The 14608-nt window shown below is 31.6% G+C and carries 14 protein-coding genes; 6 read left to right on the forward strand and 8 right to left on the reverse strand.

Annotation, left to right across the window (positions count from 1 at the left end; translation table 11 throughout):
- Position 1: 1 nt before the first annotated feature.
- Both RCH19_RS05970 and RCH19_RS05975 read right to left on the reverse strand, forming a co-directional pair.
- Complete coding sequence (locus tag RCH19_RS05970) at positions 2-709, reverse strand: ion channel (RefSeq protein WP_343022451.1); 708 nt, start codon at positions 707-709, stop codon at positions 2-4.
- A 93-nt stretch (positions 710-802) separates the two neighbouring features.
- The gene (locus RCH19_RS05975) at positions 803-1468 is read right to left on the reverse strand and encodes a fused MFS/spermidine synthase (protein ID WP_343022452.1); all 666 of its coding nucleotides are present in this window, start codon (positions 1466-1468) and stop codon (positions 803-805) included.
- A gap of 61 nt (positions 1469-1529) precedes the next feature.
- On the opposite strand from RCH19_RS05975, the gene RCH19_RS05980 reads away from it, so the two are divergent.
- Positions 1530-2090 (forward strand): 1-acyl-sn-glycerol-3-phosphate acyltransferase, encoded by a 561-nt coding sequence (locus RCH19_RS05980; RefSeq protein ID WP_343022453.1) that lies wholly within the window; start codon positions 1530-1532, stop codon positions 2088-2090.
- 72 nt (positions 2091-2162) lie between these two features.
- The gene (locus RCH19_RS05985; RefSeq protein WP_343022454.1) at positions 2163-3164 is read left to right on the forward strand and encodes a hypothetical protein; all 1002 of its coding nucleotides are present in this window, start codon (positions 2163-2165) and stop codon (positions 3162-3164) included.
- Between the two features lie 119 nt (positions 3165-3283).
- On the opposite strand, the gene RCH19_RS05990 is transcribed toward RCH19_RS05985, so the two are convergent.
- Positions 3284-3760, reverse strand: coding sequence for a helix-turn-helix transcriptional regulator (locus tag RCH19_RS05990; protein ID WP_343022455.1), 477 nt, complete (start codon positions 3758-3760; stop codon positions 3284-3286).
- Between the two features lie 311 nt (positions 3761-4071).
- On the opposite strand from RCH19_RS05990, the gene RCH19_RS05995 reads away from it, so the two are divergent.
- The 4 genes from RCH19_RS05995 (at position 4072) to RCH19_RS06010 (ending at position 8998) form a co-directional block, all read left to right on the forward strand.
- On the forward strand, positions 4072-5226 hold the full coding sequence (locus RCH19_RS05995; RefSeq protein WP_121925269.1) for a M14 metallopeptidase family protein: 1155 nt from the start codon (positions 4072-4074) through the stop codon (positions 5224-5226).
- 79 nt (positions 5227-5305) lie between these two features.
- Positions 5306-5785 carry a winged helix-turn-helix transcriptional regulator gene (locus RCH19_RS06000; protein WP_066082003.1) on the forward strand — a complete coding sequence of 160 codons (480 nt, stop codon included), beginning with the start codon at positions 5306-5308 and terminating at the stop codon, positions 5783-5785.
- A gap of 100 nt (positions 5786-5885) precedes the next feature.
- Entirely contained in the window at positions 5886-8471 is a 2586-nt protein-coding gene (locus tag RCH19_RS06005) for a phosphoenolpyruvate carboxylase (RefSeq protein WP_343022456.1), read from the forward strand.
- A gap of 11 nt (positions 8472-8482) precedes the next feature.
- On the forward strand, positions 8483-8998 hold the full coding sequence (locus RCH19_RS06010; RefSeq protein ID WP_343022457.1) for a DinB family protein: 516 nt from the start codon (positions 8483-8485) through the stop codon (positions 8996-8998).
- Between the two features lies 1 nt (position 8999).
- Here the strand turns inward: RCH19_RS06010 and RCH19_RS06015 are convergent, their stop codons facing one another.
- The 5 genes from RCH19_RS06015 to RCH19_RS06035 all read right to left on the reverse strand — a co-directional run bounded on the left by RCH19_RS06015 (position 9000) and on the right by RCH19_RS06035 (position 14567).
- The gene (locus RCH19_RS06015; RefSeq protein WP_343022458.1) at positions 9000-9476 is read right to left on the reverse strand and encodes a DNA-deoxyinosine glycosylase; all 477 of its coding nucleotides are present in this window, start codon (positions 9474-9476) and stop codon (positions 9000-9002) included.
- Positions 9477-9478: 2 nt separating this feature from the next.
- Positions 9479-11590, reverse strand: coding sequence for a DNA helicase RecQ (gene recQ, locus RCH19_RS06020; RefSeq protein WP_343022459.1), 2112 nt, complete (start codon positions 11588-11590; stop codon positions 9479-9481).
- Positions 11591-11680: 90 nt separating this feature from the next.
- Positions 11681-12082: a DNA primase gene (locus RCH19_RS06025; protein WP_170151298.1), complete on the reverse strand. Its 402-nt coding sequence runs from the start codon at positions 12080-12082 to the stop codon at positions 11681-11683.
- Positions 12083-12089: 7 nt separating this feature from the next.
- Positions 12090-13064 (reverse strand): deoxyhypusine synthase family protein, encoded by a 975-nt coding sequence (locus RCH19_RS06030; RefSeq protein ID WP_121925264.1) that lies wholly within the window; start codon positions 13062-13064, stop codon positions 12090-12092.
- Between the two features lie 102 nt (positions 13065-13166).
- Positions 13167-14567, reverse strand: coding sequence for an arginine decarboxylase (locus tag RCH19_RS06035; protein WP_121925263.1), 1401 nt, complete (start codon positions 14565-14567; stop codon positions 13167-13169).
- Positions 14568-14608 lie beyond the last annotated feature (41 nt).

Here is a 14608-nt window from a genome sequence, read left to right on the forward strand (position 1 = left end):
ATTAGTGATCATCATGATCAAAATAACCTTTTGTGTTTATTTTAGTGGAGAAAAAATTCAAGAAAAGCACAATAAAAAATAAGAAAAGCAACGATTGCGTGCTTACAAGAAATTTCCCAAGCGGATTAATAGGATACAAATCACCGTAGCCAATAGAAGATGATGTTACGATGCTAAAATAAATTGGGTCAAACCAATGCGTAAATTGTTTATTTAGGTAATTACCCACAGAATAAAAAACCGCGTACTCAAAAGCAATTTCCAAATAGTTGAAAAACAGTAAAAGCATCGATCTTTTATACGAACGTGGTTTTCCAAATAAATCTGAAGCGAAAATCAACGTAGGAATGTAAAATAAAGTTTCTAAAAAAAGATAAACAACGATCCAGATGAGCCATTTATGGCTTTGCCATTGATTTATTAAAATTAATAATGGTAATGCTACCTTAAATAAGATGTAAATATCAGAAGCTAATTCCTGATAGGCGATACCTTTTTTACTTGCTAAATATTTAATATAAATTCCAGGAAAAAATAATTGTGAAGAGGCAAGAATCAAACGGACAATTTTCTCGATTCCGCTATCATCCTGATGATCATTGTTCCAAATAGATTGAATATTTAGAATTCTTTTCTGTATTGGATTAAATTTGGGTCGCGTAACTTTTGCGGTTTTTCCTAAAAGTAATTTTTTTAAATGTTTTTTCATTTTGCTTCCCTATTAAATACGGCTCCGTAAGAGTACAAAATAATTACTTTCTAGATCTATTTTATTACGTTAATTTTTAAATTCTATTTATAATTAACCGCATTTTTCAATTACAATAAGTTCATTGTGATCTTCAACCCTCGGAATTGTTTTTATTTTAAATTGTGGTTGATAAAATTCAGATACGTACTTTCTATTTCTACTTTCTTGATTTTCAGTTAAAATCATTGTATTAAATAATATAAAACCTCGATCGTTAAGTAGTGAACAAATACGATTTGTGAAAAAGCTTTCAAATAGAAAAGCAGGCATACTTGTATCTTGAAAAACGTCTACAATAATTAGGTCATATTTATTCTTAGTTTTTAGAACATATTCAAAAGCATCATCGATTACAATTTTAAGATTTTTAATTTTATCTAAATGAAAATAGGCATTCGCTACTTCGATTATTTCAGGATCAATTTCGACACCGGTTATTAAACCCTTGTATTTAATTTCGTCAACTAATGTTTTTATAACACTTCCGCCAGCAACCCCAAGCACTAAAATATGATTCATCGATACTATTTTGCTGTATCCAATATTTTTTAATCCTAATCGCAGAATACGTTGTAAACTTCCATAAGAATAATTAGCATTTTCAGAGTCTAATACTAATTCGCCATTCGCCCAACTAACCTCAATTGACTTACTTAAAGCCGACTTAACTTCGTAGATTTTTATAGGAATGAAGTAGCTGAATATTTTTTTAAGCATTATAAGAAGTTTTAGTCAAAAATATGGTTTTAATTATTTATTTTGCCCAAAATACAAAAGAATGAAGAAACAATTATACAAGTGGATATTTTTCAAACTTATGGGTTGGAAAATAGTGGGAACAATCGATACAGACATAAAAAAGTGTGTGTTGATGGTACTTCCACACACTAGCGCACACGATTTTTATTTGGGAATTTTCACTAGGGGAATAACTGAATTAGAAATGAATTTTGTGGGCAAAAAAGAGTTGTTTCGATTTCCTCTTGGTTGGTATTTTAGATATATGGGAGGAGAGCCACTCGATCGATCGGGAGGTTTGAATAAAGTAGATTCTATCGCTGCTATATTTAAGCGTAAAGAAGTTTTTCGTCTGGCTGTTGCGCCAGAGGGAACGCGAAATAAAGTTACAGAACTCAAAACAGGATTTTATTATATTGCTTTAAAAGCAAATGTTCCTATTGTGTCTGTAGCATTCGATTTTGGTAAAAAAGAGGTTAATTTTGGAAAACCAGTTTTTCCCACAGGAGACATCGAAGCTGAAATCGAAATTTTGAAGAAACATTTCATCGGTGTAAAAGGTAAAATTCCCGAAAACGGATATATTCTTGAACAAAGTTAAATTTATATTAAAAAAGCAGAACCAAGACCTTCAATTTTTCGTAAGTGTACTAAACCATTAAACAATATACACATGAAAAATTTATTTATCAGTTCGGCACTTTTGATTTTACTTTTCGCTTCATGCGATAATAATGATTCAAACAGCAATTCCTCTGAAGCTACTTTAGTAACATCAAGTAACACTTCTGGAAAAATCTCCTATCTTGATTTGGCAACGCCAAATTCTATGGTGAAATCGTTTACAATTGCTTCGCTAGATGCAGAAGGTATTTCGTACGATAGTGAAACCGATGCAGTAATCGTCGCTTCAAGAACTAGCAATCGTTTAGAAAGTTATTCCGGTTTAAAAACGGGATTCAAAGCAGGAACCGATAATTTGAATGCTACATTAAATAGTATTACTGGCCAATTCACTAATGCTAGGGAAACAGCAGTTTCCGGGGATATCGTTGTGGTGGCGCAAGATCAATTTGCTACAAACGGAATGACAAATAAGCTTTTTGTTTATAAAAAGACTGTTCTGGGTTTTGATTTACTAAAAACCTTTATAACTGATTTTAAACTTTGGGGAATACACATGACTGGAGCAGACTTGTACGCAGTTGCTGATTTAACTGGTGATGTTGTTCTTTTTAAAGATTTTATGAGCAAAGCTTCAGGTATGATTACTGCAACTAAACGCGTAACAATAGCAGGTTTGACACGTACACACGGTATCACGTACTCTTCAGCGGATGATGTAATGATTTTAACTGATGTTGCTGACGCAGCTTCAGCAACTGACGGTGGAATAATTGTTATAAAAAATTTTTCAAGTGTTTTCGCTTCAACTCCAGCGTTAGGCACAATTGCTGTTTCTAACCAAGTTAGAATATACGGTCCTAATTCTATGTTAGGAAATCCTGTTGACGTTGCTTATGATAGTTCTACTAATTATATTTATGTAGCAGAACGATTAAATGGTGGTGGTAAAGTGCTAACATTTGTATATCCAATGACATCTGCTGATGTAGCTCCAACAAATTCACGAGTAGAAGCAGCGGTTACTTCAATCTTTCTTTTAAGAAAATAAATTAAAGGTTCAAATTTTTGAGCACCAAGTGTTTTTTACTTATTTAGAAAAAGTAAAATAAATATATTTCCTAGAAAAAATGAGCTCGATATTATATCGAGCTCATTTTTTTATTTTAACTAATCTGGTCTGTAACTTTTGAAAGTTCCATTTTTATAAAAAATTACAATTTTATCAATCTCGCTAGAATTTAGTTCAGCAGTGTTATTCTGTTTTTCTATTTCTTTTGTAGTGGAGTTAGTAACTGCTTTTGTTATTTTATTATTCGAAAATAAATCTTCAGCAATGCTATCTTTATGTTGTAGTGGAGAATCGTTCTCTTTTGAAACAGTGTTAATTTGTGCAATATTTTCAAAGTTCTCATTAGAAGATTTTGGAAAAGTTCCCTTCCCATTTAAAATCCAGTACAAATCTACATCGGGGTAAACCTCTAAAATTTTAAGTATAAAATCTAAACTTGGCTTATTTCTTCCAGATAATAGGTGAGACAAGCTTGATCTTTGTACACCAATTTTATCTGCAAAAGAAGAAGCATTTAGACTGTAATAGTCTAACAATATCTCCAGCCTTTTTATAAAATCTTCTATGTTTACCATTGTAAATTACAATTAATCCATTACTAATTACAAATGTAACTAAAAGTAATCTTAATAGCAAGATTACAGATGTAAATAATAGAATACAGTAATATTTGTTTGAAGTAATGCTAAAATTAATATACGTTAAAATACTAGTTTTAAATATTTTAATAAATTATTATATAACTAGTAACAATTGTTAATTGTAAGGATATGCGTTTGCGGTTAACGCGTAATATAAGTGTTTACATTAATGAAAAATTGTTTGCTTTTTGAGTTTACAAATGTAAATGTAAAGATGTTTACTTTTGTAAATCAAACAAAACGCAATGAATTTAGAAGTGCTTTTTAATCAAAATAAAGAGAAATCAATAAGTGGTCGTTACTTAACTTTAAGTTCGATTGAGCCACTATTGAATAAATTAAATACGGAAAATGAACTTAAAATTATAGGATACTCTGTTTTAGAGAAACCTATTTATTCTTTCCAAATTGGATCAGGTAAGATGAAAATTTTTCTGTGGTCGCAAATGCATGGAAATGAAAGTACGACGACAAAAGCATTATTTGATTTTTTAAATTTCTTAAAAAGTGGTTCTGATTTAGCACAGCAATTTCTAAATAAATTTACTTTTTTAAGTATTCCGATTTTAAATCCAGATGGAGCTTTGTTATATACCAGAGAAAATGCTAACAAAGTAGACCTGAATCGCGACTCTGTAGATCTTTCTCAGCCAGAAAGTCAAGTTTTACGAAAAACATTTGATTCTTTTAAACCGGACTACTGTTTTAACTTGCACGATCAACGCACTATTTTCGGCGTTGGCGCTACTGGTAAGCCAGCTACAGTTTCTTTTTTAGCTCCTTCTTATAATGATGCAAGAGAGATTAATGAATCAAGAATGAAAGCTATTTCGGTAATTGTAGCAATTAATGAAGCATTACAGAAGTATATTCCTGGACAAGTAGGTCGTTTTGATGATTCTTTCAACATCAATTGTATTGGTGATATGTTTCAGAGTTTAGGAGCACCTACTATTTTGTTTGAAGCGGGTCATTTTGCAGGTGATTATCAGCGAGAAGAAACCCGTAAATATATTTTCATGTCACTTGTAACCAGTTTCATTACACTTTACGAAAACGTTATAGTTGTCAATGGAATTGACAAATACTTGAATATTTCTCAGAATAAAGTCGTTTTTTATGATTTTATTTATAAAAACATCAAAATTAATTATGATGGTATTGAAAAAATCACCAATTTTGCAGCTCAATACAAAGAAGAGTTAATTGAAAATCAGATATGCTTTAATGCCTACATTTCAGAAATAGGAAATTTAGAACATTACTTTGCTCATTTTGAATACGATGCGGAAGAGGCCTTATATAAAGATGATGCTGATAATATTCCGAAGTTAAATCAAAAAGCTGATTTTTATTTAGATAATAACATCAAATTTGTTAATGGAATGATAAAATCGTAATTATTGTATCGTCTTGTTAATATTTATGTATAATTTTATACTTTGTTAAAGCAATTAAAATAAAATTAATTAAAGAATTATGAGTAAATTTCGTTTAGATGAAGTAGATCACCAGATATTGGATATGCTGATTGATAACACAAGAGTTCCCTTTACCGATATTGCAAAAAAATTACTGATTTCTGCAGGAACGGTTCATGTTAGAGTAAAAAAGATGGAGGATGCTGGTATAATCATGGGATCATCTTTGGTACTTGATTATGACAAGTTAGGTTATTCTTTCATCGCTTACGTTGGTGTTTTCTTAAACAACACGTCTCAAACAAAATTCGTTTTAGAACGTATTAATGAAATTCCTTATGTAACTGTAGCCTCTGTTACAACAGGTAAATTCAATATTTTTTGCAAGATTAGAGCAAAAGATACTAAGCATGCAAAAGATGTCATCTTCATGATTGATGATATTGATGGTGTTTATAGAACTGAAACTATGATTTCGCTTGAAGAAAGCATTAATGATAAGAAGCGTTTGATGCATACTATTTTCAAAAATATGTAAGTAAACTTGAATACGCTATATTTAAAATATAACCTCAAGTTTATTCTTGGGGTTTTTTTATGACAAATTAATTGACTAAACCAACTACAACTATATAATTATGTATACTTTACCAAAAATCGAACGTTTTAACCAAGACGTTCTATCAAAATATAACATCTATAATAGTGTTTTTATTACGCTTCCTTTTGATTCCATTGATAATACGGGAGCATTACTGCCTTTATTTTCAGATATATGCGATACAGGATTTAAAAAACAAGAAACACCTAAAGAGATTGTAGATTTTTTCGCTGAAAGATATTTACAAAATGCTACTGAGGAAGATAAGATTGATATAATGTTTCGTTTTATTCAGTACATCGAGCGTCAAGTTGTTTTATTTGATGCGATTGAAGATGCAGCTTTTCCCATAGTTCACAATATGGAAGGGCGAGGATCGTTAAGGGATGTAAAAGAAAAAACAGATGCTAAAAATAAGCAAGAAGAAGTAATTGACTTTTTGCAAAATTTTCATGTTAGGACGGTTTTAACTGCGCATCCAACTCAGTTTTATCCTGGAGCAGTATTAGGAATAATCAATGATTTAACTAATGCAATTAGGGAAAATAATTTATTAGAGATCAAACAATTATTAGCTCAATTAGGAAAAACACCTTTTATTAAGGACGAAAAACCTAATCCATTTGATGAGGCAGTAAGTTTGATCTGGTATCTTGAAAACGTTTTCTATGAGACGTCAGGAGAAATGGTGCACTACTTACAAAAAAATATTTTTAAAGGTAAATCAATTGACAATCCATTAATTCAACTTGGTTTTTGGCCAGGTGGTGATCGTGATGGAAATCCATTCGTAACTACAGACATAACTTTAAATGTTGCTGAAAGACTTCGTACTTCAATTTTGAAATGTTATTATATCGAAATTAGAGCACTAAAAAGAAAATTAACTTTCTCAGGCGTAGATACATTAGTTGCTGAACTTGAATATAAGCTTTATAGGTCTGTATTTTATTCTAAAGGTGAAATATTTATCACTCTAGAAGAGTTTAAAGCACAATTGAATAAAATTAAACATATAATAATTGACCAACATCAATCTTTATATTTAGATGATTTAGAGGCTTTGTTAATAAAAGTAAATCTATTTGGTTTTCATTTTGCGTCATTGGATATTCGTCAAAACAGTAAAATACACGATTCAGTTTTTAGTGATATTGTTGATTATTACTTGAAAAACGATGCTAGCGTTTTTCCTAAAAATTATTTTGAATTAGCAGAAGCAGAAAAATTCGAGGTCTTATCGAACTTAAGCAGTGATTTAGATCCTACGGTTTTCGAAAATGAATTAACACGTTTAACTATTGAATCAGTACAATCCATTAAAACGATTCAGGCTAAAAATGGAGAATTTGGTGCTAACCGATACATTATTAGTAATAATGAAAGCGCACTTAATGTGATGGAGACTTTTGCATTATTCCGATTGACTAACTGGGAGAATCCTACTGTTGATATTATTCCTCTTTTTGAATCTGTCGAAGATTTACAAAGTGCACATGAAATAATGGAAAAATTATACTTAAATCCAGCTTATGCGAAGCATTTGGCTAACAGAGATAATAAGCAAACAATAATGCTTGGCTTTTCTGATGGAACTAAAGATGGTGGTTATCTTATGGCAAACTGGAGTATTTATAAGGCGAAGGAAGAGCTTACTGCGATTTCTAGAAAATACGGCATTAAAGTTATATTCTTTGATGGTCGTGGAGGACCTCCAGCTCGTGGTGGAGGAAAAACACATAAGTTTTATGCTTCGTTAGGTCCAAATATTGAAAATAACGAAATTCAGATTACTGTGCAGGGACAAACCATTAGTTCAAACTTTGGAACTATGGATTCTTGCCGATATAATTTAGAAAATTTAGTAAGTGCCGGTGTTACAAACCAAGTTTTTAATAAAGGTGAAAATGAGCTTAGTAGCGATGAAAAAAATGTTCTAAATGCTTTAGCGGATTTGGGATACGAAAAATACTTAAGTTTTAAAAATCATCCTAAATTCATTCCATATTTAGAACAGATGAGCACTTTGAAATATTACGCAAAGACAAACATAGGAAGCCGACCTTCAAAAAGGAGCAAATCTGCAAGTTTGGATTTTGCTGATTTGAGAGCAATTCCATTTGTAGGTTCTTGGAGCCAACTGAAGCAAAATGTTCCTGGATTCTTTGGTTTAGGAACGGCGCTAAAACATTATGAGGAAACTAATCAGTGGGACAAAGTTCAGGACTTATACAATAATTCAATGTTCTTTAAAACACTTTTAGAAAACAGTATGATGTCATTAGCAAAGTCATTTTTTCCTTTAACAGCATACATGAGAAAAGATGCTGAGTTTGGAGAATTTTGGCAAATTATTTACGATGAATTTTTAGAAACGAAACGATTATTGTTAAAAATTGCAGGTCATAAAAGTTTAATGGAGAACTATCCTGATGGTAAAGCTTCAATTGATGTTAGAGAGCGTATCATATTGCCATTGATTACAATACAACAGTATGCATTGTTAAAGATAAATGAATTAAATAAAGAAAGTGTACCAAATGAGGAGCTTATAAAAGTATATGAGAAAATCGTTACTCGCTCTCTTTTTGGAAATACAAATGCTAGTAGAAATTCAGCTTAAAAGATAAAAAAATGAAACTATCACAATTACCAGTTAAAGAGTATGCCGAATCATATTTCCCTTATATTAATGCTTTGGGTGAAATAACATTGATTGAAGAATTAGAAATATCATTACATGATTTCATTCACTTTGTCCAAAATATTCCTATGGATAAATTTGACTATCGGTATGCTGAGGGAAAGTGGACTATCAAAGAAATCATTCAACATATAATAGATACAGAGCGAATTTTTGCGTATCGTGCTTTACGCATTTCAAGAAATGACAAAACTCCGCTACCGGGATTTGATGAAAATGAATATATAGATAACACTACGGCTAATGATCGCGGTCTTCAAGACTTATTAACTGAGTTTTCAGCTGTAAGGCATTCAAATATTTTTTTATTTAAAAGTCTTTCGGTAGAACAATTAGAAAGAACGGGAATTGCATCTAATGCTGGTGTATCTGTACGTGCGATTGGGTTTATTATGATAGGTCATCAAAAACACCATCAAAAAGTTTTTGAAGAGCGTTATTTATAATTTACTCTTTTATCGCAGACCATATTTCTAATTTTTTTTCGAAACACATTGTGTTAGCAGGACTTGTAGAAGGCATTACGTAATACGTGATGCCTTTTATTTGTCCGAATTTCTTAAAAAAATATTTATGACTCTCCTTGCCATTAAAGGCAATTTTGTGTATTGCAGGAAATTTTTTAAAAAGTGATTCAAAATCATTTTCCTTATAATTTTTAATATGCATGTCTAAACTTCCTTTTCGCTCGCAATTTTCTAATACGTCCCATATTCCGATAGAATTTGCCTGCAAAAGTTTGATTTTATCTGTAAATAAAGTGGAAACTTCTTGATCACTATATAATTTGTAGATAATACGCCAGAAATGATTTCGCGGATGCGCGTAATATTCTTGATTTTCAAGAGATACTATTCCAGGCATAGTTCCTAAAATTAAAATCTTAGTGTCAGAATCTACGAATGGTTGGAAGGAAGTAGTCATGATTAACTAATTGTATTTTCTTTTTCGAGTATCGCTAAACCTAATCTGATTTTTCCGTAATCTATTTTCTCTTCGAAATAATCAAAATAAGGTTTTAAGGCAACTGGAGATTCAAGCTTTTGTTTAGCTATTGCAATTTCATTAACTTCCTCAGTTGAAACAAATGCATTTAAGTCAATCGCTGATCCGTCTAGATATAGTTTAGCTAAGTGTGACATAATTGTACTTAAACCTAATTTCCGCTTCTCTGCTATAGCTCCAACTGATAATCCACTGTTGTATAATTCTAAAGTTTCTTTGTAAGTTGTGCCTTCTTTCTTTTTAGTAACTAATTTGGCTTTCTGAAAATCAATTATAGCTTTAATAAAAATATCACCATATTTTTCTAGCTTTGCTTTTCCCACACCGTCAATGGCTAATAGTTCCTCATCGCTCATAGGACGCTCGTTTTCCATTTGGCGCAAAGCCGCATCGCTAAATATCACATAAGCCGGAACTTCTTCTTCCTTGGAAATTTCATATCGTAATTTTCTCAAGTTTTCGAAAAGAGAATTAGTAGTGGATTTTGATTTCTTTTCTTTTAATTCAACTTTATCTACATTAATTTTATGCACGTTTGTTAGTTGCACTTTTTCTCTTTCAAAAAGCACCTTCTTTGCAAAAGCGGTTAATCTAATTTTATTTTGCTGATGAAATGCAATTTCGCAATAGCCTAAATTTATCAGCTGGATTAAATATTGATTCCAGTCAAACCAAGAAAGATCAGCTCCTACACCATATGTTTTCAAGTGCTGATATTCCTTTTCGTAAATATATGCGTTTTTAGAACCTCGTAAAAAGTCAATAATAACTGGTAAAGGTTCAATTTCCTGCAAACGAATAATGGCTGATAATGCCTTTTGAGCAATTACAGTTCCATCAAAAAATAAAGGTGGGTTTTTACAGATATCACAATTTCCACAATTATCAGTAACAAGTTCGCCAAAATAGGAAAGTAGAATTTTGCGACGACAGCTTAATGCATCGGCATATTGTTTCATTCGCTCTAGTTTTGCTAACTGCACTTCTGCGTTTAAACCTTGAGAAGCAAATTTTTGAAGCTGAATCATATCGCCGTAACTTTCGAACAATACCGTTTCAGAAGGTAAACCATCGCGTCCCGCACGACCAATTTCTTGATAATAGCCTTCGATATTTTTGGGTAAATTATAATGAATAACCCAACGCACATTTGATTTGTCAATTCCCATCCCAAAAGCAATTGTAGCACAAACTACTTGGCAATCATCATTTATAAATTGATCTTGTGTTGTTGACCGAATTTTATTGTCCAAACCTGCATGATAGGCTTTTGCATTGACTCCAACTTTTTGTAATTTTTCGGCGAGCTCCTCTGTGGTTTTTCTACTTAAGCAGTAAATTATTCCAGACTCATTTGGCTTCTCTTTTATAAAATCGATAATTTGTTTGACGCGGTCTAAAGCGGGACGAACTTCTAAACTTAAATTTTTTCGATCAAAAGAAGCTATAAAAATAGTAGGATTTATTAAGTTTAATTGATCGCTAATATCCTTACGTGTAGCTTTATCAGCCGTTGCAGTTAAAGCTAAGATTGGAGTGGAAGGGAAGCGATTTTTTAAATAACCTAGGTTAGTATAAGCTGGTCTAAAGTCATGTCCCCATGCAGAAATACAATGTGCTTCATCAATTGCAATCAGACTAATTGTTAGACTATTAAAAATAGTATCTAGAAAAGATAAACTCTCAGGCGCAATGTAAACTAATTTTATTGTGTTGTTTTTTAGACTTTCGATGTAGAATTGACGTTCGTCTTCTGTTTGACTACTGTTAATAAAGCATGCTTCAATGCCATTCGCTTTCAAACTATCAACTTGATCTTTCATTAAAGCAATAAGCGGCGAAATAACTACAGTAATACCTGGAAAGAGTAATGCAGGCAATTGAAAACAGATTGATTTCCCACCACCAGTGGGCATGATTGCTAAAGTATCTTGTCCAGAAAGCACACCATTAATGATGTCCTCTTGATTGGGTCTGAATTTTTCAAATCCAAAATTTTCCTTTAATGTGTCGTGTAAGATTTGGGTAGTCATTGTGGCGTGTACGTTTTGAAACTAAAGTAATAAAAAAAAGGAACTCATTTAAGAGTTCCTTTTAAATTGTATAAGTAAGAATGATAGAAATTAATCTTCATCATCTTGATCGTCTTCTTCATCTGCATAATCTTTTTCATCTGCATCTTCGTCATCTTCATCATCGCCAGTATCTGGCTTATCGATAGCATCATCTTCGTCATCATCGTCAATATCATCATCTAAGTCTAGACCTTTTATTGGTTCAACAACTTCGTCAATTAACATTTCCTCATCTTCGTCATAATTTTCAATTCTATCAGAAAGTTTTGTGCTCACTTTTACCAAATAAATTGTATCATCAGTGCGAACCTCGACTGCTTCAATCAATTCATTTTTAGCGTTTCTAAAACTTATGATGTTTGAATCATCATAACCATCTGGAAATTTTTCTACTAGTAGATTTAAAATTTCGTTCGTAAGTTTGGCGTAATCAACTATTACTCTTTTCATAAATATGCTATAGGTCTAATAAATAAGCGAAAATTAAAGGTGCTACAATTGTAGCATCAGACTCGATGATAAACTTAGGAGTTGTGATATCTAATTTACCCCAAGTAATTTTTTCATTTGGCACTGCTCCTGAATATGAACCGTAACTTGTTGTAGAATCTGAAATTTGACAGAAATAGCTCCAAAACGGAACATTTTCTACTTCTAAATCTTGATCTAGCATTGGTACCACACATATAGGGAAGTCACCAGCAATTCCACCACCAATCTGGAAGAAACCGATTCCTTTACCACCACAGTTTTTTGGATACCAATCCGCTAACCACATCATGTATTCAATTCCGCTTTTTGTAGTTGTTGGTTTGAATTCTCCTTTGATGCAATAAGATGCAAAAATATTTCCCATCGTACTGTCTTCCCAACCTGGAACTACTATTGGAAGATTTTTTTCAGCTGCAGCAACCATCCAAGAATCTTTTGGATCAATTTCGTAATACTGCTCTAAAACTCCTGAGTTAATCATTTGGAACATAAATTCATGTGGAAAAAAACGTTCTCCAGATTTATCAGCTTTGTTCCAAATATCAAATAAATGCGACTGTAATCTTCTAAAGGCTTCTTCTTCAGGAATACAAGTATCAGTTACACGATTAAAGTGATTGTCTAATAAATCGCGCTCTTCTTGAGGTGTTAAATCTCTATAATTTGGAATTCTCTTGTAAGAGTTATGAGCAACTAAGTTCATAATATCTTCTTCAAGATTAGCTCCAGTACATGAAATAATATGTACTTTGTCCTGACGGATCATTTCTGCTAATGATTTTCCAAGTTCAGCAGTACTCATCGCACCACCAAGTGTAATCATCATTTTCCCATTATCTAATAAATGTTCTTCATATCCTTTTGCAGCATCCACTAAAGCAGCTGCATTAAAATGCAGATAATTCTTCTCAATAAATTGGCTGATTGGTCCTTTACTCATTTTGTTTTTATTTATTTTATTTAATCTTAAAAAGTCTTATATAAATTTGATTTATAAATAAAGCAATTTATAAAAATTAGTTACCTAATAGACAAATATATATTATTTTTTATCGTAACCTAATATTTTAAGTACCTCGTCAGCAGTTTGTTGTTCTGAGAAAACTTCAGTTGCCAATATACCATTTTCATCTCTATCAATCAAAATATGTTTTGGCTGCGGAATCAAACAGTGGTGCAAACCACCATAACCACCTATCGTTTCTTGATAAGCTCCAGTGTTAAAAAACCCAATATAAAGTGGTTTTTCTTTGTTGTATTTAGGTAGATAAATTGCATTCATGTTTTGTTCAGAGTTGTAATAGTCATCACTATCACAAGTCATTCCACCTAGTAAAACTCTTTCATAAGTATCATTCCAGCGATTAACAGCAAGCATTATAAAACGCTTATTAATTGCCCAAGTGTCTGGTAAAGTAGTAATGAAAGAAGAATCAATCATATTCCATTTCTCTCTATCGTTTTGCTGTTTTTGATACAAAATCTGATAAATAGCTCCACCGCTTTCTCCTACTGTAAACGATCCAAACTCCGTAAAAATATTAGGAACATCAACTTCTGCTTCGTCGCAAGCAATTTTGATTTGGTTGATAATTTCGTCAATCATATATTGGTAATCGAAATCAAATGCTAGAGAGTTTTTAATTGGAAAACCACCACCAATATTTAATCCGTCTAATGATGGACATTCCTTTTTCAAGGCAACATAAACTTTGATACATTTTACAAGTTCGTTCCAGTAATAAGCATTGTCATTAATCCCCGTATTGATAAAAAAGTGCAACATTTTCAGTTCCAAATTTTTATTATCTTGAATTTGTTTCTTGTAAAAACTTACTATGTTTTTGTATCCTATTCCAAGTCTTGAAGTATAAAACTCAAACTTTGGTTCTTCTTCTGCCGCGATACGAATTCCAATTTTGAATTTACCTTTGATTTCTGCTTGAAGTAAATCTAGTTCTTCGTAATTATCAATAATAGGAATCGTATTCTTATGACCATTATTAATTAATCGCGCAATATTTTCAACATATTGATCTCTTTTAAAACCATTACATATTACATAGGTGCTTTTGTTTATTTTACCGTTTTGAAGTAAATTTTCAACGATATTAATGTCAAAAGCAGACGATGTTTCAATGTGTATGTTGTTTTTGAAAGCTTCATTCATTATATATTCAAAATGAGAACTCTTAGTACAATAGCAGTAGTAATACTTAGCTTCGTACTTATTTTTTTCCATCGACTTTCTAAACCATGCTTTAGCTTTGTTGATGTTATTTGATATTTGTGGTAAATATGTGAATTTTAATGGCGTACCATATTTTTCAACAAGACTCATCAAATCAATATTGTGAAATTGAAGATTGTCTTTGTTCAGTTTAAATTCTTCTTGAGGGAAATAATAAGTTTGATTGATTAAATCAGAATATTTTGTGTTCATCAGATGTGATAAATTAGTAGATTAGAATATTTTAAAATAAT

Origin of the sequence: Flavobacterium sp. PL12 (assembly GCF_039123485.1) — a bacterium.
Lineage (GTDB): Bacteria > Bacteroidota > Bacteroidia > Flavobacteriales > Flavobacteriaceae > Flavobacterium > Flavobacterium weaverense.